The organism is Pandoraea sp. LA3 (assembly GCF_022696215.1).
Lineage (GTDB): Bacteria > Pseudomonadota > Gammaproteobacteria > Burkholderiales > Burkholderiaceae > Pandoraea > Pandoraea capi.
On record NZ_PTPY01000015.1, the window covers coordinates 1 to 19,412 of the forward strand.

Below are 19,412 nucleotides of genomic sequence, written 5' to 3' on the forward strand. Positions count from 1 at the left end.
CGCCACTACGCACACGTTGACTGCCCGGGCCACGCCGACTACGTCAAGAACATGATTACCGGTGCTGCCCAGATGGACGGCGCTATCCTGGTTTGCTCGGCCGCTGACGGCCCGATGCCGCAAACGCGTGAGCACATCCTGTTGGCCCGTCAGGTTGGCGTGCCGTACATCATCGTGTTCCTGAACAAGTGCGACATGGTCGACGACGCCGAGCTGCTCGAGCTGGTCGAAATGGAAGTGCGCGAGCTTCTCTCGAAGTACGACTTCCCGGGCGACGACACCCCGATCATCAAGGGTTCGGCAAAGCTGGCACTGGAAGGCGACAAGGGCGAGCTGGGCGAAGTGGCCATCATGAACCTGGCCGACGCACTGGATTCGTACATCCCGACGCCGGAGCGCGCTGTCGACAAGCCGTTCCTGATGCCGGTGGAAGACGTGTTCTCGATCTCGGGTCGCGGCACGGTGGTGACGGGTCGTATCGAGTCGGGCGTGGTCAAGGTCGGCGAAGAAATCGAAATCGTCGGTATCAAGATGGATGGCGACAAGCCGCACATCGACAAGACGACCTGCACGGGCGTTGAAATGTTCCGTAAGCTGCTCGACCAAGGTCAAGCAGGCGACAACGTCGGTATTCTGCTGCGCGGCACGAAGCGTGAAGACGTTCAGCGTGGTCAGGTTCTGGCCAAGCCGGGCTCGATCAAGCCGCACATGGAATTCACGGCCGAAGTGTATGTGCTGTCGAAGGACGAAGGTGGTCGTCACACCCCGTTCTTCAACAACTATCGTCCGCAGTTCTACTTCCGTACGACGGACGTGACGGGCTCGATCAGCCTGCCGGCCGACAAGGAAATGGTGATGCCGGGTGACAACGTGTCGATCGCTGTCAAGCTGATCGCCCCGATCGCCATGACCGAAGGTCTGCGCTTCGCAATCCGCGAAGGCGGCCGTACGGTCGGTTCGGGCGTCGTTGCCAAGATCGTTGCCTAATTGACGATCTGATGAAGCGGTTGCCGGTTCGCCGGTAGCCGCTTCTCGCAGGTTTTTTGCTCTTTGTGATTTACCCGGCGCCCGAACGAGGGTTGCCATGCTCTTTGGAGAATTTCCATGCAAAACCAAAAGATTCGTATCCGCCTGAAGGCTTTCGACTATCGCCTGATCGACCAATCGGCAGCCGAAATCGTTGAAACCGCCAAGCGTACCGGCGCAATCGTCAAGGGCCCGGTGCCCCTGCCGACGCGTATCGAGCGTTTCGACATCCTGCGTTCGCCGCACGTCAACAAGACGTCGCGCGACCAGCTCGAAATCCGCACGCACCAACGCCTGATGGACATCGTCGATCCGACGGACAAGACCGTTGATGCGCTGATGAAGCTCGACCTGCCGGCTGGCGTCGACGTCGAAATCAAGCTGCAGTAAGGCTTGCGAGCGGTTTCGCTCTTGAAAGCCCCGCCAATGCTGGACCCGGCGGGGCTTTTGTTATGTGATTTAGCAACACTTGTCAAGCGATAAAAGTCCGCCTATAATGGCGGGCTCAAGTGTAGTTTTGAAAAGATGGCCCACGTCCGTGGACCATCCTTTTGTCATTTAGCCCCGGCCAATCGCAGTCGGGAATGGAGAAAATCATGAGCCTTGGCCTTGTCGGTCGCAAGGTTGGCATGACGCGTATTTTCACGGACGACGGCGATTCGATTCCCGTCACCGTGCTCGACGTGTCTAACAACCGCGTGACGCAAATCAAGACGGATGAAACGGACGGCTATACCGCCGTTCAAGTCACTTTCGGCAATCGCCGCGCCACGCGCGTGGTCAAAGCCGCCGCCGGTCACTTCGCGAAAGCAGGTGTCGAAGCCGGTGAAATCCTCAAGGAATTCCGCGTTGACGCTGCCAAAGCTGCTGAACTGCAGCCGGGCGCAGTCGTTGGCGTCGATCTGTTCCAAGTGGGCCAGAAGGTCGACGTGCAAGGCACCTCGATCGGTAAGGGCTACGCCGGTACCATCAAGCGTTACAACTTCGCTTCGGGCCGCGCATCGCACGGTAACTCGCGTTCGCACAACGTGCCGGGTTCGATCGGTATGGCGCAGGATCCGGGCCGTGTGTTCCCGGGTAAGCGCATGACGGGTCACCTGGGTGACGTCACCACGACGGTGCAGAATCTCGAAATCGCGCGCATTGACGCTGAACGTGGCCTGATCTTCGTGAAGGGTGCCGTTCCGGGCGCCAACGAAGGCAAGGTTTTCGTGACCTCGGCCGTCAAAGCCAAACTCGCGAAGGGAGCGTAACAATGGAACTGAAGCTCCTGAATGAGCAAGGTCAGGAAGGCGCTGCGGTCAACGCGTCGGACGTCGTGTTCGGCCGTGACTACAACGAAGCGCTGATCCATCAGGTTGTGGTGGCTTATCAAGCCAACGCCCGCAGCGGCAACCGTGCGCAGAAGGACCGTGAACAGGTCAAGCACACGACGAAGAAGCCGTGGCGTCAGAAGGGTACGGGCCGTGCTCGTGCCGGTATGTCGTCGAGCCCGCTGTGGCGCGGCGGTGGCCGTATCTTCCCGAATTCGCCGGAAGAGAACTTCACCCACAAGGTCAACAAGAAGATGTACCGCGCTGGTGTGTGCTCGATTCTGTCGCAGCTCGCCCGTGAAGGTCGTCTGTCGGTCGTCGAAGACATCAAGCTTGATGCCCCGAAGACCAAACTGCTCGCTGAAAAGATCAAGGCCATGGGTCTTGAGTCGGTGCTGCTGATCACGGATAGCGTGGACGAGAACCTGTTCCTGGCCTCGCGCAATCTGGCTCACGTTGCCGTCACCGAGCCGCGTTTCGCCGACCCGCTGTCGCTCATCTACTTCAAGAAGGTGCTGCTGACGAAGGGCGCGATCGCCAAGATTGAGGAGATGCTGTCATGAGCGACGTGCGTAAAAACGACCATCGTCTGTACCAGGTCTTGCTCGCGCCGGTGATCTCCGAGAAGGCGACGCTGGTGGCTGACAAGAATGAACAAGTGGTGTTCCAAGTTGCACGCGATGCGAACAAGCAAGAAGTGAAGGCTGCAGTTGAGCTTCTCTTCAAGGTTGAAGTCGAGTCGGTGCAAATCCTGAACCGTAAGGGCAAGCAAAAGCGCTTTGGCCGCTTCATGGGTCGTCGCGACCACGAGAAGAAGGCTTACGTGAGCTTGAAGCCGGGTCAGGAAATCAATTTTGAAGCGGAGGCCAAGTAATCATGGCACTCGTCAAAACGAAACCGACGTCGCCGGGCCGCCGTTCGCTGGTCAAGGTCGTCAACAAGGATCTGCATAAGGGCAAGCCGTTCGCCCCGCTGCTCGATACCAAGAGCAAGACCGCTGGTCGTAACAACAACGGTCACATCACCACCCGTCACATGGGTGGCGGTCACAAGCAGCACTACCGTATCGTCGACTTCCGTCGTAACAAGGACGGCATCACGGCGAAGGTTGAGCGTCTTGAGTATGACCCGAACCGCAGCGCGAACATCGCACTGCTGTGCTACGCCGACGGCGAGCGTCGTTACATCCTTGCACCGAAGGGCATGACCGTCGGCCAGCAAGTGGTGAGCGGCTCGGAAGCTCCGATCAAGGCTGGCAACACGCTGCCGATCCGTAACATTCCGGTCGGTACGACGATCCACGGCATTGAACTGCTGCCGGGCAAGGGCGCGCAAATCGCCCGTGCCGCCGGTACGTCGGCAATGCTGCTGGCACGCGAAGGCACGTACGCTCAAGTGCGTCTGCGTTCGGGTGAAGTGCGTCGCGTGCACATCGAGTGCCGCGCGACCATCGGTGAAGTCGGTAACGAAGAGCACAGCCTGCGCCAACTGGGCAAGGCCGGTGCAAAGCGTTGGCGCGGTATTCGCCCGACCGTTCGCGGTGTGGCGATGAACCCGGTGGATCACCCGCACGGTGGTGGTGAAGGTCGTACGGCTGCTGGTCGTCATCCGGTCAGCCCGTGGGGTCAGCATACCAAGGGTAAGCGTACCCGCTCGACCAAGCGCACCGACAGCATGATCGTTCAGCGTCGCAAGAAGCGTTAATTGGAGCTAGCAAATGACTCGTTCTGTTAAAAAAGGTCCGTTTTGCGACGCTCATCTGCTGAAGAAAGTGGAAGCAGCAGCCGCATCGCGTGACAAGAAGCCGATCAAAACCTGGTCGCGTCGTTCGACCGTCCTGCCCGATTTCATCGGCCTGACGATCGCCGTACACAATGGCCGTCAACACGTGCCGGTGTACGTGACGGAAAACATGGTCGGCCACAAGCTGGGTGAGTTCGCACTCACCCGTACCTTCAAGGGCCATGCGGCCGACAAGAAGGCGAAGAAATAAGGGGCCGATCATGGAAGTGAAAGCAATTCATCGCGGTGCCCGTATCTCGGCGCAGAAGACGCGTCTGGTCGCTGACCAGATCCGCGGCCTGCCGCTGGAGCGTGCGCTCAATGTTCTGACCTTCTCGCCGAAGAAGGCCGCGGTCATCATCAAGAAGGTGCTCGAGTCGGCTATCGCCAACGCCGAGCACAATGAAGGTGCTGACATTGACGAGCTGCGCGTTAAGGGCATCTTCGTTGACAAGGCGACCTCGCTCAAGCGTTTCACCGCGCGCGCCAAGGGCCGTGGTAACCGCATCGAGAAGCAAACCTGTCACATCACTGTGACGCTGGGCAACTAAGGGGTCACGATGGGACAGAAAATTCATCCGACTGGCTTCCGTCTGGCTGTCAGTCGTAACTGGGCTTCGCGTTGGTACGCGAACAACCAGGATTTCGCGAAAATGCTGCAGGAAGATATCGGCGTTCGCGATTACCTGAAGAAGAAGCTGAAGAACGCTTCGGTTGGCCGCGTGGTCATCGAACGTCCGGCCAAGAATGCTCGCATCACGATTTTCAGCTCGCGTCCGGGCGTTGTGATCGGCAAGAAGGGCGAGGACATCGAAATCCTCAAGGCTGAGCTGCAAAAGCGCATGGGCGTGCCCGTGCACGTGAACATCGAAGAAATCCGCAAGCCGGAAACCGATGCGCAGCTGATCGCCGACTCGATCGCTCAGCAGCTCGAGCGCCGTATCATGTTCCGTCGCGCAATGAAGCGCGCGATGCAGAACGCGATGCGTCTGGGTGCCCAAGGCATCAAGATCATGAGCGCTGGCCGTCTGAACGGCATCGAAATCGCTCGTACCGAGTGGTACCGTGAAGGTCGTGTGCCCCTGCACACCCTGCGCGCTGACATCGACTACGCAACCTCGGAAGCGAAGACGACGTACGGCATCATCGGTATCAAGGTGTGGGTGTACAAGGGTGACACGCTGGGCCGCAACGACGCTCCGGTGGCTGAAGAGCCGGCCGAAGAAAAGCGTCCGCGCCGCAACGCGCGTCCGGGCGACCGTCGCCCCCGTCGTGACGACGCTGGCGACAAGGCCGGTGCGAAGCGCGGTGGTGCACGCCGTCCGGCTGGCAAGCCTGAAGGCGACGCCAAGACTGGAGAATAATCATGCTGCAACCGAAACGCAGAAAGTATCGCAAAGAGCAGAAGGGCCGTAACACTGGCGTCGCCACCCGTGGCAACGAAGTGTCGTTCGGCGAATTCGGCCTGAAGGCGGTCGGTCGTGGTCGTCTGACGGCTCGTCAAATCGAAGCTGCTCGTCGTGCCATGACCCGCCACATCAAGCGCGGTGGTCGTATCTGGATTCGTATCTTCCCGGATAAGCCGATCTCGCAAAAGCCGGCAGAAGTGCGTATGGGTAACGGTAAGGGTAACCCGGAGTACTACGTCGCCGAGATTCAGCCGGGCAAGATGCTGTACGAAATGGACGGTGTGGATGAAGCGCTGGCGCGCGAGGCGTTCCGCCTGGCCGCAGCCAAGCTGCCGATTCAGACGACGTTCTTCGTACGTCGCCTTGGCGCCTGAAGGGAGAATTTGAAATGAAAGCATCCGAACTTCGTGCCAAGGATGTCGACGGCCTGAACAAGGAACTGTCGGATCTGTTGAAGGCCCAATTCGGTCTTCGCATGCAAGCGGGCACCCAACAGCTGAGCAACACCAGCCAGCTGAAGAAGGTGCGCAAGGACATCGCGCGTGTGCGTACCGTGTTGACTGAGAAGGCGAGCCAGAAATGAACGATACCGCTAAGACTTCGCTGAAGCGTACCCTCGTTGGTCGCGTCGTCAGCGATAAGATGGACAAGACGGTTACCGTGCTGATCGAGCGTCAAATGAAGCACCCGCTCTACGGCAAGTACATCGTGCGCTCGAAGAAGTACCACGCGCACGACGAAACCAACCAGTACAAGGAAGGCGACCTGGTCGAGATTCAAGAATCCCGTCCGCTGTCGAAGACCAAGGCCTGGACGGTTGCCCGTCTCGTGGAAGCTGCCCGTATCATCTAAGGCAGTCTGAAGCGAAGGCTTGACTTGCAAGTCCGGAATTATCATTGTATAATTCCGGACTTTCCGCTTCTTTCGCCAAAACCGGTCTTTGGTTTCGCAAGGGAGTGGATGGCTTCCGAAGCCGATTCGTATCCTCTACGGGTCTGGTCGAGGTAGCAAGGTTGTCCACTTTTGAACGACTCAACCCAAACGGCACCCTTTGGTGCTGACGGGGACCAAGACTGACCGACGCCTAGGTGTCGGATTAAGTTGGGAAGATAACACCATGATTCAAACTGAAACCCGGCTCGAAGTAGCCGACAACACCGGTGCGCGCGAAGTGATGTGCATCAAGGTGCTGGGCGGCTCCAAGCGTCGCTACGCCGGCATTGGCGACATCATCAAGGTCAGCGTGAAGGATGCTGCCCCGCGTGGTCGCGTCAAGAAGGGCGAAATCTACAACGCAGTGGTCGTGCGCACCGCCAAGGGCGTGCGTCGCCAGGACGGCTCGCTGGTCAAATTCGACGGCAACGCCGCCGTGCTGCTTAACACCAAGCTCGAGCCGATCGGCACCCGTATCTTCGGGCCGGTTACGCGTGAACTGCGTACCGAACGCTTCATGAAGATCGTGTCGCTGGCCCCGGAAGTGCTGTAAGGAGCCGACACATGAACAAGATTCGCAAGGGTGACCAAGTCATCGTTCTGACGGGCAAGGACAAGGCCAAGCGTGGCACGGTTCTCGCCGTTGATGGTGACAAGCTGGTCGTCGAGGGCGTGAACGTTGCCAAGAAGCACGTGAAGCCGAACCCGATGAAGGGCACGCAAGGTGGCGTGGTCGACAAGACGATGCCGATCCACGTTTCGAACGTGGCGCTGGTGGATGCCAATGGCAAGCCGTCGCGCGTGGGCATCAAGGTCGAAGACGGCAAGAAGGTCCGCTTCCTCAAGACGACCGGTGCGGTCGTCGGTGCCTAAGTCGCAGGGAGTATAGATAATGGCCCGTTTGCAAGAATTCTATAAGGACAAGATTGTCGCCGAGCTCACCAAGCAGTTCGGTTACAAGTCCGTCATGGAAGTGCCGCGCATCACCAAGATCACCCTGAACATGGGCCTTGGTCAAGCCGTGGCTGACAAGAAGATCATTGAGCACGCCGTTGGCGACCTGACGAAGATCGCCGGCCAGAAGCCGGTGGTGACGAAGGCTCGCAAGGCTATCGCCGGTTTCAAGATCCGCGAAGGTTACCCGATCGGTACGATGGTGACGCTGCGCGGCGAGCGTATGTTCGAATTCCTGGATCGTTTCATCACCGTGGCTCTGCCGCGCGTGCGTGACTTCCGTGGTATTTCGGGTCGTGCGTTCGACGGTCGTGGCAACTACAACATCGGTGTGAAGGAACAGATCATCTTCCCCGAAATCGAGTACGACAAAATCGACGCACTGCGTGGTCTGAACATCAGCATCACCACGACTGCGAAGACTGACGAAGAAGCCAAGGCTCTTCTGTCGGCGTTCAAATTCCCGTTCCGTAACTGAGGTAATCGTGGCTAAACTGGCACTTATCGAACGCGAAAAGAAGCGCGCCCGTCTGGCGGCGAAGTACGCTACCAAGCGTGCTGACCTCAAAGCGATCATCGAAGACACCAGCAAGTCGGAAGACGAGCGTTATGAAGCACGTCTGGCGCTGCAACAGCTGCCGCGTAACGCCAACCCGACGCGTCAACGCAATCGTTGCGAGCTGACCGGTCGTCCGCGCGGTACCTTCCGCAAATTCGGCCTGGCCCGTAACAAGATCCGTGAAATCGCCTTCCGTGGCGAAATCCCGGGCGTGACCAAAGCAAGCTGGTAATAGGAGAAGCACCATGAGCATGAGCGATCCTATCGCCGATATGCTGACTCGCATCCGCAACGCTCAGATGGTTGAGAAGGCATCGGTGAAGATGCCCTCGTCCAAGCTGAAGGTCTCGATCGCCAAGGTCCTGAAGGACGAAGGCTACATCGAAGACTTCGCGGTTGAAGCAGAAGAAACCAAGCCGGTGCTGAACATCGCACTGAAGTACTACGCTGGCCGTCCGGTGATCGAGCGCCTCGAGCGCGTTTCGCGCCCGGGTCTGCGTGTGTACAAGAGCCGCAACGACATCCCGCAGGTCATGAACGGCCTGGGCGTTGCAATCGTCTCGACCCCGAAGGGCGTGATGACGGATCGCAAGGCACGCGCCACTGGCGTGGGCGGCGAAGTCATCTGCTACGTGGCCTAACCGAGGAGAGTTGAAATGTCTCGAGTAGGTAAGAGTCCCATTGCACTGCCGAAGGGCGTTGAAGCAACGCTGGCTGGCAATGTGCTGACGATCAAGGGTGCCCTGGGTTCGCTGACCCGCGGCGTGAACACCCTCGTGAACGTCAAGATCGAAGACGGCACCATCACCTTCGCCCCGGCCGACGAAAGCCGCGAAGCGAACGCGCTGTATGGTACGGAACGTGCACTGGTCAACAATATGGTGACCGGTGTGAGCAAGGGTTTCGAAAAGAAGCTGCAACTCGTTGGCGTGGGTTACCGTGCCAAGGCTGAAGGTAACAACCTGAAGCTCGAGCTGGGTTTCTCGCACGATGTTGTGCATGCCATGCCGGAAGGCGTGAAGGCAGAGACCCCGACGCAGACGGAGATCATCATCAAGGGCGTTGATAAGCAACGCATCGGACAAGTGGCTGCGGAAGTTCGCGGTTACCGTCCGCCCGAGCCCTACAAGGGTAAGGGCGTCCGCTATGCGGACGAGGTGGTGATCCTCAAGGAAACCAAGAAGAAGTAAGGGTGCGAAACATGGACAAGAAACAATCTCGTGTGCGCCGCGCTCGCCAGACTCGTATCAAGCTGGCAGCTCAGAAGGTGCATCGCCTTTCCGTGCATCGCACCAACGTGCACATTTACGCGCAAGTTTTCTCGGAAGACGGCACGCAAGTGCTGGCCAGCGCTTCGACGCTGGAAGCCGAAGTGCGCAAGGAACTGGGCGACAAGGAAGGCAAGGGTGGCAACGCCGCCGCTGCTGCGTTGATCGGTCGTCGTATCGCCGAAAAGGCGAAGGCTGCCGGCATCGAAAGCGTGTCTTTCGACCGCTCGGGCTTCCGCTATCACGGTCGCGTCAAGGCTTTGGCCGACGCAGCCCGTGAAGCCGGCCTCAAGTTCTAAGTAAGGATCCGTCATGGCAAAGATGCAAGCGAAAGTTCAGGCTGACGAACGCGACGACGGCCTTCGCGAGAAGATGATCGCGGTCAACCGTGTCACGAAGGTTGTGAAGGGTGGCCGTATTCTCGGTTTTGCCGCGTTGACCGTGGTTGGTGACGGCGATGGCCGCATCGGCATGGGCAAGGGCAAGGCGAAGGAAGTCCCGGTTGCCGTTCAAAAGGCAATGGAACAAGCCCGCCGTAACATGTTCAAGGTCGCCTTGAAGAACGGCACCCTGCAACATAACGTTCTCGGCCAGCATGGCGCCTCGCGCGTCCTGATGTCGCCGGCGAAGGACGGTACCGGCGTGATCGCTGGTGGCCCGATGCGCGCGGTGTTCGAGGTGATGGGCGTGACCAACGTGGTGACGAAGAGCCTTGGCTCGACGAACCCGTACAACCTGGTCCGCGCCACGCTCGACGGCCTGAAGAAACAATCGACTCCTGCTGACATCGCCGCCAAGCGTGGCAAGTCGGTGGAAGAGATCCTCGGCTAAGGGTGATCAATATGTCGCAGCAAACTGTGAAAGTTAAGCTGGTCAAGAGCCTGATCGGTACGCGCGAAGAACATCGCGCCACCGTCAAGGGCCTGGGCCTGCGTCGCCTCAATTCGGTCAGCGAGTTGCAGGATACGCCCGCTGTGCGGGGCATGATCAACAAGGTCTCGTACCTTGTGAAGATCGTCGACTGAGCGAGGGCAAAATGGAATTGAATTCGATTAAGCCGGCAGAAGGCGCCAAGCACGCCAAGCGCCGCGTCGGCCGTGGCATCGGTTCGGGTCTGGGTAAAACCGCCGGCCGTGGTCACAAGGGTCAGAAGTCGCGTTCGGGTGGCTTCCACAAGGTGGGCTTCGAAGGCGGTCAAATGCCGCTGCAACGTCGTCTGCCGAAGCGTGGCTTCAAGTCGCTGACGCGTCGTTTCGTGGGCGAAGTTCGTCTGTCCGATCTGAACAGCCTGCCGGTCGATGAGATCGATCTGCTGGTGCTGAAGCAGGCCGGTCTGGTGAGCGAGCTGTCGCTGTCGGCCAAGATCATCGCCTCGGGCGAGATCACCCGCAAGGTCGTTGTGAAGGGTCTGGGCGTCACCAAGGGTGCGCTCACGGCAATTCAGGCGGCTGGCGGTTCGGTCGCTGAGTAAGTTAGGACACCCCGGAGCCATCATTGGCCAAGTCTCCTAATCTCGCTAAGCCTGGTACGCAGGGCCCGAAGTATGCGGATCTGCGCCGGCGGCTGGTTTTTCTGCTGCTGGCGTTGATCGTCTACCGTATTGGTGCGCATATCCCGGTGCCGGGCATCGACCCCGATCAGCTGGCGCAGTTGTTCCAGCGCCAGTCGGGCGGGATCCTGGGCATGTTCAACATGTTCTCTGGCGGTGCGTTGTCGCGTTTCACGATCTTCGCGCTGGGGATCATGCCGTACATTTCGGCGTCGATCATCATGCAGTTGCTGGCGATGGTTTCGCCGCAATTGGAAGCATTGCGTAAGGAAGGCCAGGCCGGACAACGCAAGATCACGCAGTACACCCGGTATTTCACGGTGGTGCTTGCGCTCTTCCAGGCAGCTGCAATCGCGGTGACGTTGGAGAGCGAGCCGGGGCTCGTCGTCGATCCGGGCATGTTGTTCCGCCTGACGACGGTGATCACGCTCGTGACCGGCACGATGTTCCTGATGTGGCTGGGTGAGCAGATCACCGAACGCGGCCTCGGTAACGGTATCTCGATCATCATCTTCGGTGGTATCGCGGCCGGTTTGCCGAACGCTGTGGGTGGCTTGTTCGAGCTCGTCGGTACCGGTTCGATCGGTCCGTTCTCGGCGATCGTGATCTGTGCCCTCGTGGTACTCGTGACGTTCTTCGTCGTTTTCGTGGAACGTGGTCAGCGCAAGATCCTTGTGAACTACGCGAAGCGTCAGGTCGGCAACAAGGTCTACGGTGGTCAGGCTTCGCACCTGCCGCTCAAGCTGAACATGGCAGGCGTGATTCCGCCGATCTTTGCATCGTCGATCATCCTGTTCCCGGCAACGATCGCGAACTGGTTCGGCGCGGGTGATAACGCGCGCTGGCTCAAGGACATCGCGGCGAAGTTGTCGCCGGGTCAGCCGATCTACGTGATGCTCTACGCACTGGCGATCGTGTTCTTCTGCTTCTTCTACACCGCACTGGTGTTCAACAGCAAGGAGACCGCCGAGAACCTGAAGAAGAGCGGAGCGTTTGTCCCGGGGATTCGTCCGGGCGACCAGACGGCGCGGTATATCGACAAGATCCTGACGCGCCTCACACTGGCCGGCGCAGCATACGTCACCCTGGTGTGTTTGCTGCCTGAGTTCCTGGTGTTGCGTTGGAATGTCCCGTTCTACTTCGGTGGAACCTCACTGCTGATTATCGTGGTGGTGACGATGGACTTCATGGCGCAAGTGCAGTCGTATGTGATGTCGCAACAGTATGAGTCGCTGCTCCGCAAGGCGAATTTCAAGGGCGGCAATAACATGACGCTTCGCTGATCCGGGATCATGTCGAAAGACGACGTTATTCAAATGCAGGGTGAGGTCCTTGAAAACCTCCCCAATGCCACCTTCCGGGTAAAGCTGGAAAATGGCCATGTAGTACTCGGACATATTTCCGGCAAGATGCGGATGCATTACATCCGCATCCTTCCTGGGGATAAGGTGACGGTAGAGTTGACGCCCTACGATCTGTCGCGTGCGCGGATCGTCTTCCGGGCGAAGTGATTAGAGAGAGGGAATTGTCATGAAAGTTTTGGCATCTGTTAAGTGCATCTGCCGCAATTGCAAGTTTGTGAAGCGCAAAGGCGTGCTGCGCGTGATCTGCAGCTCGGATCCGCGCCACAAGCAACGTCAGGGCTAATCGGCCTTTAACGCTATTTAGTTGGGGAATTACGAATGGCTCGTATCGCAGGGGTTAACATCCCGAACCACCAGCACACCGCTATCGGCCTGACGGCTATCTACGGTGTCGGTCGCACGCGCGCTCGTCAGATTTGCGACGCCGCTGGCGTGGCGTACTCGAAGAAGGTCAAGGACCTCGACGACGCCGATCTCGAAAAGCTGCGTGACCAGGTTGGTCAATACACGGTCGAAGGCGATCTGCGTCGTGAAGTGACCATGAGCATCAAGCGCCTGATGGATCTGGGCTGCTATCGTGGCATGCGTCACCGCAAGGGCCTGCCGCTCCGCGGTCAGCGCACCCGTACCAATGCGCGTACCCGTAAGGGCCCGCGTAAGGCCGGCGTCTCGCTGAAGAAGTAACCAGAGGATAGGAACTCATGGCTAAGCAACAGAACAACGCCGCTTCGCAGCGCGTTCGCAAGAAGGTCAAGAAGAGCGTTGCAGAAGGCGTCGTGCACGTCCACGCTTCGTTCAACAACACCATCATCACGATCACCGATCGTCAGGGCAATGCGCTGGCATGGGCGACGTCGGGTGGCCAGGGCTTCAAGGGTTCGCGTAAGTCGACCCCGTTTGCTGCCCAGGTTGCTGCTGAGTCGGCTGGTCGCGTGGCACTGGAATACGGCGTGAAGAACCTCGAAGTTCGCATCAAGGGCCCGGGCCCGGGTCGCGAATCGGCGGTTCGTGCGCTGAATGCGCTGGGTATCAAGATCACGGCCATCTCGGACGTGACGCCGGTCCCGCACAACGGCTGCCGCCCGCCGAAGCGTCGTCGTATCTAAGACGCTTCAGAAAATCCTGCTATAATCGCGGGTTCGCGCACGGTCTCGGCCGTGCGCGTAGTAATTTCTAAGACCACCGTCCGGTACATTGGTACCGGACTTGCGTAGTGGACAAAGTTCATTACGTCAAATTTTGAGATAAAGGAACAACCGTGGCACGTTATATCGGCCCGAAGGCCAAACTCTCCCGTCGTGAAGGTACTGACCTCTTCCTGAAGAGCGCACGTCGCTCGCTCGCCGACAAGTGCAAGCTGGATAGCAAGCCGGGTCAGCATGGCCGCACGTCGGGTGCTCGTACGTCGGACTACGGCAACCAGCTGCGCGAAAAGCAGAAGGTCAAGCGTATTTACGGCGTGCTTGAGCGTCAGTTCCGTCGTTATTTCGCGGAAGCCGACCGCGTCAAGGGCAACACGGGTGAAAACCTGCTGCAACTGCTCGAGTCGCGCCTGGACAACGTCGTGTACCGCATGGGCTTCGGCTCGACGCGCGCTGAAGCGCGCCAACTCGTTGGCCACAAGGCAATCGTGGTGAACGGTGTCGTGTCGAACATCCCGTCGATCAAGGTCAAGGCCGGCGACGTGATCGCCGTGCGCGAAAAGTCGAAGAAGCAAGTGCGTATTCAAGAAGCACTGACGCTGGCTGAGCAAGTCGGTTTCCCGATCTGGGTTTCGGTTGACGCCAAGAAGATGGAAGGCACTTTCAAGGCACTGCCGGAACGTAGCGATATCGCGGGCGACATCAACGAAAGCCTGATCGTCGAATTGTATTCGCGTTAATCCGTATGATGCTTGACGCGCCTCACGGCGCGTTTTGCGTTCCGTGCAGGTTGTCACCCATCAGCCTTATCGGTGTAACGAGCCGAGGGTATTGAAAAGGAAACCTATGCAAACCAGTTTGTTGAAGCCCAAGATCATTGCGGTTGAGCCGGTCGGTGAGCATCACGCCAAAGTCGTGATGGAGCCGTTCGAACGTGGCTATGGCCACACCTTGGGCAACGCGCTTCGCCGCGTGCTGTTGTCGTCGATGGTGGGCTATGCGCCGACCGAAGTGACGATCGCCGGCGTTGTGCATGAATATTCCACCATCGATGGTGTCCAGGAAGATGTCGTCAACTTCCTGTTGAACCTCAAGGGTGTCGTGTTCAAGCTGCATAACCGTGACGAAGTCACCGTTACGCTGCGCAAGGATGGTGAAGGTGTGGTGCGCGCTTCGGATATCGAAGTGCCGCATGATGTGGAACTGATCAACCCCGATCACGTGATCGCGCATCTGGCCAAGGGCGGCAAGCTCGACGTTCAGATCAAGATCGAGAAGGGTCGTGGTTATGTCCCGGGTAACGTGCGCCGTTATGGCGACGAGTCGGCCAAGGTTATCGGCCGTATCGTCCTCGACGCGTCGTTCTCGCCGGTCAAGCGCGTGAGCTATGCGGTCGAATCGGCCCGCGTGGAACAGCGTACCGACCTGGACAAGCTCGTGATGAACATCGAAACCAACGGTGTTGTGTCGCCGGAAGAAGCGATCCGTCAATCGGCTCGCATCCTCGTCGACCAGCTGTCGGTGTTCGCTGCGCTGGAAGGCACGGAAGCCACCAGCGAAGCGCCGTCGCGTGCGCCGCAGATCGATCCGATCCTGCTGCGTCCGGTGGACGATCTCGAGTTGACGGTGCGTTCGGCCAACTGCCTGAAGGCCGAAAACATCTACTACATCGGCGACCTGATCCAGCGTACCGAGAACGAATTGCTCAAGACCCCGAACCTGGGTCGCAAGTCGCTCAACGAGATCAAGGAAGTGCTTGCCTCGCGTGGTCTCACGCTCGGCATGAAGCTCGAAAACTGGCCGCCGGCCGGTCTCGAGAAGTAAAGTGTAATGACATGGCCGCCCTCGGGCGGCCGTGTTGCTACGTAAGTGCGGCGCGTCGGAGTGTTCCGATACGGCCGAATGCGAAGGTACCGGCCCGCGGTGTTTGTCACCGATAGAAGAGCTTGGTCGAAAACTCTGTTTAAAGGAAAGTTGAAATGCGTCACCGTCATGGTTTGCGTAAACTGAATCGTACCAGCAGCCACCGTCTGGCTATGCTGCGTAACATGTCGAACTCGCTGCTCCAGCACGAAGCCATCAAGACCACGCTGCCGAAGGCCAAGGAACTGCGTAAGGTCGTCGAGCCCCTCATCACGCTGGGCAAGAAGGACTCCGTGGCTAACCGTCGTCTGGCGTTCAACCGCCTGCGCGATCGTGACATGGTCACGAAGCTGTTCAACGAACTCGGCCCGCGTTTTGCCAACCGTCCGGGCGGCTACCTGCGTATCCTGAAGATGGGTTTCCGCGTGGGTGACAATGCGCCGATGGCTTTCGTCGAACTGCTGGATCGTCCGGAAGTTGACACGGAAGCGCCGGAAGTCGCTGAGTAAGCGATTTGCGCGACGGTCTTTCAAGACTGTCAGCCGTAAAGAAAAAGCCAGGTCATCGACCTGGCTTTTTTCATTTTGAGGCGTTGTCTGAGCGAGCGCTCGGACGCGTCTGGAAATCACCTACCATGCGCACACGTTTCGCAGTGTCGGTGTACAGTGAACAACCTTGCGCTTGAACGGTCTACCGCACATCATGGATGCCCTTCTTATCGTCATGACGACCTTCCCTGACGAGGCTAGCGCCGACGCGGCGACGGACGGCATGCTAGCTGGCCGTCTGGCGGCATGCGTCCAGCAACTGGCGCCAGTGCGTTCGAGCTATCGCTGGCAAGGCAAACGCGAAACGAGCGTCGAAGTGCCACTCATGATCAAAACGACTGCCGCGCGCTACAGCGCTTTGGAGCAGTACATCAAAGAACACCATCCTTATGACGTCCCGGAGATCGTCGCATGGCCGGCGAGTGTGGCGTTGCCCGCGTATGCGCGTTGGGTCGAGGATGAGACGCGGGGGGAATTGCATGTTTGACCTGAAGACGATGGCAGCACCGGGGCTCGATGGAGCGCATGGCTTCACCCGTGAGGCAATGAAGCATCGCGCTCAGCAACTGTGGTCGTTCGCGCTGATGATGCTGGTGATCGTGCTGACAGTGGGCGTGGGGCGTGCCCATGCCGCCGACGATTTCCTGGACCCGGACGTCGCCTTCAAGGTGTCGAAGACGGAACAGCCCGGCGCTGTGTTGTTGCACTTTGAAGTCGCCAAGGGCTATTACCTCTATCGGGAGCGATTTGCGTTTGCTGCCGATAATCCTGCGGTAACGCTTGGTACACCGGAATTTCCGAAAGGCGAAGTCAAGCATGACGAGACTTTCGGGAAGGACATGGAGGTGTACCACGAGCCGATCGAGGTGCGTATCCCGATCAGCAAGGCCAATGGCCCGTTCACGCTGAATGTGACGATGCAGGGTTGTGCGGACAAGGGGTTGTGTTACCCGCCGATGGACAAACCGCTGAAGATCTCTGCGGCTGCGGTGGGCGGTGCCGGAGGGAGTGGGGCGAGTGTTGTGCCGGGCGCCGGTGCAGCAACTCAGGCGCTGTTGGGCGGTAACTCGTCGGCGGCGAATGATGCGTCTACCGCTGCGCCGGTTGTGACCGCTAACGCTTCGGGCGGATGGTTGTCGGCTCGTGAAGATTACAGCGAAGCCGAGCGCATTCTCTCGGGCGGTAGCTTTGTGCTCGCTCTGGCTATCTTTTTTGCGCTCGGAGTTGGATTAGCTTTCACGCCTTGTGTGTTGCCCATGGTGCCGATTCTGTTGTCGATCGTGGCCGGGCAGGAAGCGAGTCGGGGCAAGGCGGTGCGTCTGGCTATCGCCTACGTCCTCGGTATGGCCATTGTGAACACGGTCATCGGGGTTGCCGCCGGCCTGCTCGGGCAAGGTTTGATTGCGTTCCTGCAAGCACCGTGGGTCCTCGCACTGTTTGCCCTACTGATGGTCATCCTATCGCTGTCGATGTTCGGCATGTACGAGATTCAGTTGCCTGCGGCATTGCGCGACAGAATCGACAACGCCGCACGCCAGCAAAAATCCGGGCAATGGATTGGCGCGGCGATGATGGGCGTGTTGTCGGGGCTGATCGTCAGCCCATGCGTCACGGCACCGCTGGCAGCGGCGCTCGCATTCATCGCCAAGACCGGAGACGCGGTGTTCGGCGGCGCAACGCTTTTCTCCCTGTCGCTGGGTATGGGGCTGCCGCTCGTGATTCTGGCTGGTGGAGGCGGTGCATTGCTGCCGCGCGCCGGGGCCTGGATGGACGGTGTGAAGCGCTTCTTCGGCTTCCTTCTGCTCGGTGTGGCGTTGTGGATCGTTCGCCCGCTGCTGGCAACGCCCGTGCTGTTGCTGGGGGCAGGCGTGCTCCTGCTGGTTGCCGCCACGTTCATGCGCGTTTTCGACAACTTACCGGATGGCGCGAGTGGCGCCCGTCGTCTGCTTAAGGGCCTGGGCGTTGCCGTTGCCTTGTTGGGGGCCGTCGCTCTGGTGGGCGCAGCGGCTGGCGCGCGCGATCCATTGACGCCGTTGGCGGGGTTGTCGGCGGTAGCCTCAGGGAGTGCCAATGCGGGTGCGCCGACAACGGAAGGCGTCAAGTTCCAGCGTGTACGCAGCAACGCTGAGCTGGATCAGGTGGTGGCGACGGCGGGGCGTCCGGTGATGTTCGACTTCTATGCGGACTGGTGCATTAGTTGTAAGGAAATGGAGCGCTTTGTTTTCACCGACCCGCGTGTCAAAGCGCGTCTGGATCAAATGGTGCTCGTGCAAGCCGACGTGACGGCCAACAACGCCGACGATCAGGCATTACTCAAGCGTTTTGGATTGTTTGGGCCGCCGGGGATTATCTTCTTCGACGCAAGCGGCAAGGAAGTCGCCGGGACGCGCGTCATTGGGGCTCAGTCTGCGGATCAATTTCTCCGAAGCCTCGACAAGGCATACGGCCCCGCCGTTTGATGCGGCTATTCAGGTGGATGTCGCGGTATCGGACAGCGCCACAAATTGCCGATATTTCGTTTTCGGCGGGAACGTCAGTCCGACGTCCCCGCTCACCATATCGGCAGACGCTCGCTTAGGCTTGCGAGCGAATCAGGCGTGCCGCGTCCAGCGCGAAGTACGTCAGGATGCCATCGGCGCCCGCACGCTTGAAGGCGAGCAGCGACTCCATCATGACCTTGTCGTGATCGAGCCAGCCGTTCTGCGCGGCGGCCTTTAGCATCGCGTATTCACCGCTCACCTGATAGGCATACGTGGGGAAGCGGAACTCATCCTTCACACGACGCACGATGTCGAGATACGGCATGCCCGGCTTGACCATTACCATGTCGGCACCCTCGTCGATATCGAGTGCGACTTCACGCAGCGCTTCGTCCGAATTGGCCGGGTCCATCTGGTAAGTCATCTTGTTGCTCTTACCGAGGTTCGCCGCCGAGCCGACGGCGTCGCGGAACGGGCCGTAGAAGGCGGATGCATATTTGGCGGCATACGCCATGATGCGCGTGTGGATGTAGCCGCCGGCTTCCAGGGCTTCGCGGATCGCGCCGATGCGACCGTCCATCATGTCGGAAGGTGCGACGATGTCCACACCGGCTTCAGCCTGAGTGAGCGCTTGCTGAACGAGGAGGCGCGTCGTCACGTCGTTGATGACGTAGCCATTCTCATCGAGCACGCCGTCCTGACCGTGACTCGTGTACGGATCGAGCGCGACGTCCGTCAACACACCGAGATCCGGGAAATTGCGCTTGAGCTCGCGAACGGCGCGAGGAATCAGGCCGTCAGGGTTGGTGGCTTCGATGCCATCGGGTGTCTTGAGCGAGGCTTCGATGTTCGGGAACAACGCGATGACGGGCACGCCGAGCGTGACGCATGTGTCGGCAACGCGCAGCAGTTCGTCGACGGAGACCCGTTCGACGCCGGGCATCGAATCGACGGCTTCACGGCGCTTCTCGCCTTCGAGCACGAACACCGGATAGATGAGGTCGTCGCAAGTCAGATGGTTTTCGCGCATCAGACGGCGCGAGAAGTCGTCGCGTCGCATGCGGCGCGGGCGAAGCAGGGGGTAGGAACTCATGCGATCGGTCCTTTGGACGAAGAATGGCGCGTCGGAAATTCCCACGAGTCGGTTGTTTTGACGTGTCCCGAAAACGGTGATGTCGTTGCGACTGGCTCAACGATTCCGTAAGAGGGAAGGCGCGCAAAA

General features: G+C 59.2%; 33 protein-coding genes. 32 read left to right on the forward strand and 1 reads right to left on the reverse strand.

What is annotated here, in order from left to right; genetic code table 11:
- The 32 genes from tuf to dsbD all read left to right on the forward strand — a co-directional run.
- A partial coding sequence (gene tuf / locus C5N93_RS01185; RefSeq protein ID WP_242557991.1) for an elongation factor Tu occupies positions 1–987 on the forward strand: 987 nt, incomplete at its 5' end.
- A gap of 117 nt (positions 988–1,104) precedes the next feature.
- Positions 1,105–1,416 (forward strand): 30S ribosomal protein S10, encoded by a 312-nt coding sequence (rpsJ, locus tag C5N93_RS01190; RefSeq protein ID WP_010804138.1) that lies wholly within the window; start codon positions 1,105–1,107, stop codon positions 1,414–1,416.
- 206 nt (positions 1,417–1,622) lie between these two features.
- Entirely contained in the window at positions 1,623–2,279 is a 657-nt protein-coding gene (gene rplC / locus C5N93_RS01195) for a 50S ribosomal protein L3 (protein ID WP_069342364.1), read from the forward strand.
- Between the two features lie 2 nt (positions 2,280–2,281).
- Positions 2,282–2,902 (forward strand): 50S ribosomal protein L4, encoded by a 621-nt coding sequence (rplD, locus tag C5N93_RS01200; protein ID WP_010804136.1) that lies wholly within the window; start codon positions 2,282–2,284, stop codon positions 2,900–2,902.
- The gene (gene rplW / locus C5N93_RS01205; protein ID WP_010804135.1) at positions 2,899–3,213 is read left to right on the forward strand and encodes a 50S ribosomal protein L23; all 315 of its coding nucleotides are present in this window, start codon (positions 2,899–2,901) and stop codon (positions 3,211–3,213) included. Before rplD ends, rplW begins: the two co-directional genes overlap by 4 nt.
- Before the next feature lie 2 nt (positions 3,214–3,215).
- Complete coding sequence (gene rplB / locus C5N93_RS01210) at positions 3,216–4,043, forward strand: 50S ribosomal protein L2 (RefSeq protein WP_044457326.1); 828 nt, start codon at positions 3,216–3,218, stop codon at positions 4,041–4,043.
- 13 nt (positions 4,044–4,056) lie between these two features.
- Positions 4,057–4,332 carry a 30S ribosomal protein S19 gene (gene rpsS / locus C5N93_RS01215; protein WP_010804133.1) on the forward strand — a complete coding sequence of 92 codons (276 nt, stop codon included), beginning with the start codon at positions 4,057–4,059 and terminating at the stop codon, positions 4,330–4,332.
- 10 nt (positions 4,333–4,342) lie between these two features.
- A complete protein-coding gene (gene rplV, locus C5N93_RS01220; protein WP_039393726.1) occupies positions 4,343–4,672 on the forward strand; it encodes a 50S ribosomal protein L22 in 330 nt (109 codons plus the stop codon).
- Positions 4,673–4,681: 9 nt separating this feature from the next.
- Entirely contained in the window at positions 4,682–5,485 is an 804-nt protein-coding gene (gene rpsC / locus C5N93_RS01225) for a 30S ribosomal protein S3 (RefSeq protein WP_039393724.1), read from the forward strand.
- Positions 5,486–5,487: 2 nt separating this feature from the next.
- On the forward strand, positions 5,488–5,904 hold the full coding sequence (gene rplP / locus C5N93_RS01230) for a 50S ribosomal protein L16 (RefSeq protein ID WP_010804130.1): 417 nt from the start codon (positions 5,488–5,490) through the stop codon (positions 5,902–5,904).
- Positions 5,905–5,918: 14 nt separating this feature from the next.
- Positions 5,919–6,113 carry a 50S ribosomal protein L29 gene (gene rpmC, locus C5N93_RS01235; RefSeq protein ID WP_010804129.1) on the forward strand — a complete coding sequence of 65 codons (195 nt, stop codon included), beginning with the start codon at positions 5,919–5,921 and terminating at the stop codon, positions 6,111–6,113.
- Positions 6,110–6,382, forward strand: a complete 273-nt coding sequence (gene rpsQ, locus C5N93_RS01240) for a 30S ribosomal protein S17 (RefSeq protein WP_039393722.1) — start codon at positions 6,110–6,112, stop codon at positions 6,380–6,382. The genes rpmC and rpsQ overlap by 4 nt, the downstream gene beginning before the upstream one ends.
- A gap of 265 nt (positions 6,383–6,647) precedes the next feature.
- Positions 6,648–7,016: a 50S ribosomal protein L14 gene (rplN, locus tag C5N93_RS01245; RefSeq protein WP_010804127.1), complete on the forward strand. Its 369-nt coding sequence runs from the start codon at positions 6,648–6,650 to the stop codon at positions 7,014–7,016.
- 11 nt (positions 7,017–7,027) lie between these two features.
- Positions 7,028–7,336 carry a 50S ribosomal protein L24 gene (gene rplX, locus C5N93_RS01250; RefSeq protein WP_023593828.1) on the forward strand — a complete coding sequence of 103 codons (309 nt, stop codon included), beginning with the start codon at positions 7,028–7,030 and terminating at the stop codon, positions 7,334–7,336.
- 19 nt (positions 7,337–7,355) lie between these two features.
- On the forward strand, positions 7,356–7,895 hold the full coding sequence (gene rplE, locus C5N93_RS01255) for a 50S ribosomal protein L5 (RefSeq protein ID WP_023593829.1): 540 nt from the start codon (positions 7,356–7,358) through the stop codon (positions 7,893–7,895).
- A gap of 7 nt (positions 7,896–7,902) precedes the next feature.
- Positions 7,903–8,208, forward strand: coding sequence for a 30S ribosomal protein S14 (gene rpsN, locus C5N93_RS01260; protein WP_069342363.1), 306 nt, complete (start codon positions 7,903–7,905; stop codon positions 8,206–8,208).
- Positions 8,209–8,221: 13 nt separating this feature from the next.
- Positions 8,222–8,617, forward strand: coding sequence for a 30S ribosomal protein S8 (rpsH, locus tag C5N93_RS01265; RefSeq protein WP_010804123.1), 396 nt, complete (start codon positions 8,222–8,224; stop codon positions 8,615–8,617).
- A 15-nt stretch (positions 8,618–8,632) separates the two neighbouring features.
- On the forward strand, positions 8,633–9,166 hold the full coding sequence (gene rplF / locus C5N93_RS01270) for a 50S ribosomal protein L6 (protein WP_150722474.1): 534 nt from the start codon (positions 8,633–8,635) through the stop codon (positions 9,164–9,166).
- 11 nt (positions 9,167–9,177) lie between these two features.
- The gene (gene rplR / locus C5N93_RS01275) at positions 9,178–9,543 is read left to right on the forward strand and encodes a 50S ribosomal protein L18 (protein ID WP_039393713.1); all 366 of its coding nucleotides are present in this window, start codon (positions 9,178–9,180) and stop codon (positions 9,541–9,543) included.
- 13 nt (positions 9,544–9,556) lie between these two features.
- On the forward strand, positions 9,557–10,075 hold the full coding sequence (rpsE, locus tag C5N93_RS01280; protein ID WP_039393711.1) for a 30S ribosomal protein S5: 519 nt from the start codon (positions 9,557–9,559) through the stop codon (positions 10,073–10,075).
- Positions 10,076–10,086: 11 nt separating this feature from the next.
- On the forward strand, positions 10,087–10,269 hold the full coding sequence (gene rpmD / locus C5N93_RS01285; protein ID WP_010804119.1) for a 50S ribosomal protein L30: 183 nt from the start codon (positions 10,087–10,089) through the stop codon (positions 10,267–10,269).
- Between the two features lie 11 nt (positions 10,270–10,280).
- Positions 10,281–10,715 carry a 50S ribosomal protein L15 gene (rplO, locus tag C5N93_RS01290; RefSeq protein WP_039406343.1) on the forward strand — a complete coding sequence of 145 codons (435 nt, stop codon included), beginning with the start codon at positions 10,281–10,283 and terminating at the stop codon, positions 10,713–10,715.
- Positions 10,716–10,738: 23 nt separating this feature from the next.
- Complete coding sequence (secY, locus tag C5N93_RS01295; RefSeq protein WP_010804117.1) at positions 10,739–12,076, forward strand: preprotein translocase subunit SecY; 1,338 nt, start codon at positions 10,739–10,741, stop codon at positions 12,074–12,076.
- A 9-nt stretch (positions 12,077–12,085) separates the two neighbouring features.
- Positions 12,086–12,304: a translation initiation factor IF-1 gene (gene infA / locus C5N93_RS01300; RefSeq protein ID WP_010804116.1), complete on the forward strand. Its 219-nt coding sequence runs from the start codon at positions 12,086–12,088 to the stop codon at positions 12,302–12,304.
- A gap of 19 nt (positions 12,305–12,323) precedes the next feature.
- Positions 12,324–12,440, forward strand: coding sequence for a 50S ribosomal protein L36 (gene rpmJ, locus C5N93_RS01305; RefSeq protein ID WP_010804115.1), 117 nt, complete (start codon positions 12,324–12,326; stop codon positions 12,438–12,440).
- A gap of 35 nt (positions 12,441–12,475) precedes the next feature.
- Entirely contained in the window at positions 12,476–12,841 is a 366-nt protein-coding gene (gene rpsM, locus C5N93_RS01310; protein WP_069342360.1) for a 30S ribosomal protein S13, read from the forward strand.
- A 17-nt stretch (positions 12,842–12,858) separates the two neighbouring features.
- On the forward strand, positions 12,859–13,263 hold the full coding sequence (gene rpsK, locus C5N93_RS01315) for a 30S ribosomal protein S11 (protein ID WP_010804113.1): 405 nt from the start codon (positions 12,859–12,861) through the stop codon (positions 13,261–13,263).
- 152 nt (positions 13,264–13,415) lie between these two features.
- Positions 13,416–14,039: a 30S ribosomal protein S4 gene (gene rpsD, locus C5N93_RS01320; protein WP_069342359.1), complete on the forward strand. Its 624-nt coding sequence runs from the start codon at positions 13,416–13,418 to the stop codon at positions 14,037–14,039.
- Between the two features lie 106 nt (positions 14,040–14,145).
- The gene (gene rpoA, locus C5N93_RS01325; RefSeq protein WP_047906203.1) at positions 14,146–15,123 is read left to right on the forward strand and encodes a DNA-directed RNA polymerase subunit alpha; all 978 of its coding nucleotides are present in this window, start codon (positions 14,146–14,148) and stop codon (positions 15,121–15,123) included.
- A gap of 155 nt (positions 15,124–15,278) precedes the next feature.
- Positions 15,279–15,671, forward strand: a complete 393-nt coding sequence (rplQ, locus tag C5N93_RS01330; RefSeq protein WP_069342358.1) for a 50S ribosomal protein L17 — start codon at positions 15,279–15,281, stop codon at positions 15,669–15,671.
- 193 nt (positions 15,672–15,864) lie between these two features.
- Positions 15,865–16,197, forward strand: coding sequence for a divalent-cation tolerance protein CutA (gene cutA, locus C5N93_RS01335; RefSeq protein ID WP_242557992.1), 333 nt, complete (start codon positions 15,865–15,867; stop codon positions 16,195–16,197).
- Complete coding sequence (gene dsbD, locus C5N93_RS01340; protein ID WP_242557993.1) at positions 16,190–18,169, forward strand: protein-disulfide reductase DsbD; 1,980 nt, start codon at positions 16,190–16,192, stop codon at positions 18,167–18,169. The genes cutA and dsbD overlap by 8 nt, the downstream gene beginning before the upstream one ends.
- A 115-nt stretch (positions 18,170–18,284) precedes the next feature.
- On the opposite strand, the gene hemB is transcribed toward dsbD, so the two are convergent.
- Positions 18,285–19,283 carry a porphobilinogen synthase gene (gene hemB, locus C5N93_RS01345; RefSeq protein ID WP_242557994.1) on the reverse strand — a complete coding sequence of 333 codons (999 nt, stop codon included), beginning with the start codon at positions 19,281–19,283 and terminating at the stop codon, positions 18,285–18,287.
- Between the last annotated feature and the right edge of the window lie 129 nt (positions 19,284–19,412).

Excerpts from the sequence above, each read along its gene's own strand:
- rpsQ (WP_039393722.1), top strand. The coding sequence starts at position 6,110 with ATGAACGATACCGCTAAGACTTCGCTGAAGCGTACCCTCGTTGGTCGC.
- rpsS (WP_010804133.1), top strand. The coding sequence starts at position 4,057 with ATGACTCGTTCTGTTAAAAAAGGTCCGTTTTGCGACGCTCATCTGCTG.
- rpmJ (WP_010804115.1), top strand. The coding sequence starts at position 12,324 with ATGAAAGTTTTGGCATCTGTTAAGTGCATCTGCCGCAATTGCAAGTTT.
- cutA (WP_242557992.1), top strand. The coding sequence starts at position 15,865 with ATGGATGCCCTTCTTATCGTCATGACGACCTTCCCTGACGAGGCTAGC.
- rplP (WP_010804130.1), top strand. The coding sequence starts at position 5,488 with ATGCTGCAACCGAAACGCAGAAAGTATCGCAAAGAGCAGAAGGGCCGT.
- rpsH (WP_010804123.1), top strand. The coding sequence starts at position 8,222 with ATGAGCATGAGCGATCCTATCGCCGATATGCTGACTCGCATCCGCAAC.
- rplX (WP_023593828.1), top strand. The coding sequence starts at position 7,028 with ATGAACAAGATTCGCAAGGGTGACCAAGTCATCGTTCTGACGGGCAAG.
- rplC (WP_069342364.1), top strand. The coding sequence starts at position 1,623 with ATGAGCCTTGGCCTTGTCGGTCGCAAGGTTGGCATGACGCGTATTTTC.
- rpsE (WP_039393711.1), top strand. The coding sequence starts at position 9,557 with ATGGCAAAGATGCAAGCGAAAGTTCAGGCTGACGAACGCGACGACGGC.
- rpsC (WP_039393724.1), top strand. The coding sequence starts at position 4,682 with ATGGGACAGAAAATTCATCCGACTGGCTTCCGTCTGGCTGTCAGTCGT.
- rplV (WP_039393726.1), top strand. The coding sequence starts at position 4,343 with ATGGAAGTGAAAGCAATTCATCGCGGTGCCCGTATCTCGGCGCAGAAG.
- rpsJ (WP_010804138.1), top strand. The coding sequence starts at position 1,105 with ATGCAAAACCAAAAGATTCGTATCCGCCTGAAGGCTTTCGACTATCGC.
- rplD (WP_010804136.1), top strand. The coding sequence starts at position 2,282 with ATGGAACTGAAGCTCCTGAATGAGCAAGGTCAGGAAGGCGCTGCGGTC.
- rpmC (WP_010804129.1), top strand. The coding sequence starts at position 5,919 with ATGAAAGCATCCGAACTTCGTGCCAAGGATGTCGACGGCCTGAACAAG.
- rplO (WP_039406343.1), top strand. The coding sequence starts at position 10,281 with ATGGAATTGAATTCGATTAAGCCGGCAGAAGGCGCCAAGCACGCCAAG.
- rplQ (WP_069342358.1), top strand. The coding sequence starts at position 15,279 with ATGCGTCACCGTCATGGTTTGCGTAAACTGAATCGTACCAGCAGCCAC.
- dsbD (WP_242557993.1), top strand. The coding sequence starts at position 16,190 with ATGTTTGACCTGAAGACGATGGCAGCACCGGGGCTCGATGGAGCGCAT.
- rplW (WP_010804135.1), top strand. The coding sequence starts at position 2,899 with ATGAGCGACGTGCGTAAAAACGACCATCGTCTGTACCAGGTCTTGCTC.
- rpmD (WP_010804119.1), top strand. The coding sequence starts at position 10,087 with ATGTCGCAGCAAACTGTGAAAGTTAAGCTGGTCAAGAGCCTGATCGGT.
- infA (WP_010804116.1), top strand. The coding sequence starts at position 12,086 with ATGTCGAAAGACGACGTTATTCAAATGCAGGGTGAGGTCCTTGAAAAC.
- rplB (WP_044457326.1), top strand. The coding sequence starts at position 3,216 with ATGGCACTCGTCAAAACGAAACCGACGTCGCCGGGCCGCCGTTCGCTG.
- rpoA (WP_047906203.1), top strand. The coding sequence starts at position 14,146 with ATGCAAACCAGTTTGTTGAAGCCCAAGATCATTGCGGTTGAGCCGGTC.
- rpsK (WP_010804113.1), top strand. The coding sequence starts at position 12,859 with ATGGCTAAGCAACAGAACAACGCCGCTTCGCAGCGCGTTCGCAAGAAG.
- rplF (WP_150722474.1), top strand. The coding sequence starts at position 8,633 with ATGTCTCGAGTAGGTAAGAGTCCCATTGCACTGCCGAAGGGCGTTGAA.
- rplN (WP_010804127.1), top strand. The coding sequence starts at position 6,648 with ATGATTCAAACTGAAACCCGGCTCGAAGTAGCCGACAACACCGGTGCG.
- rpsM (WP_069342360.1), top strand. The coding sequence starts at position 12,476 with ATGGCTCGTATCGCAGGGGTTAACATCCCGAACCACCAGCACACCGCT.
- rplE (WP_023593829.1), top strand. The coding sequence starts at position 7,356 with ATGGCCCGTTTGCAAGAATTCTATAAGGACAAGATTGTCGCCGAGCTC.
- rplR (WP_039393713.1), top strand. The coding sequence starts at position 9,178 with ATGGACAAGAAACAATCTCGTGTGCGCCGCGCTCGCCAGACTCGTATC.
- hemB (WP_242557994.1), bottom strand. The coding sequence starts at position 19,283 with ATGAGTTCCTACCCCCTGCTTCGCCCGCGCCGCATGCGACGCGACGAC.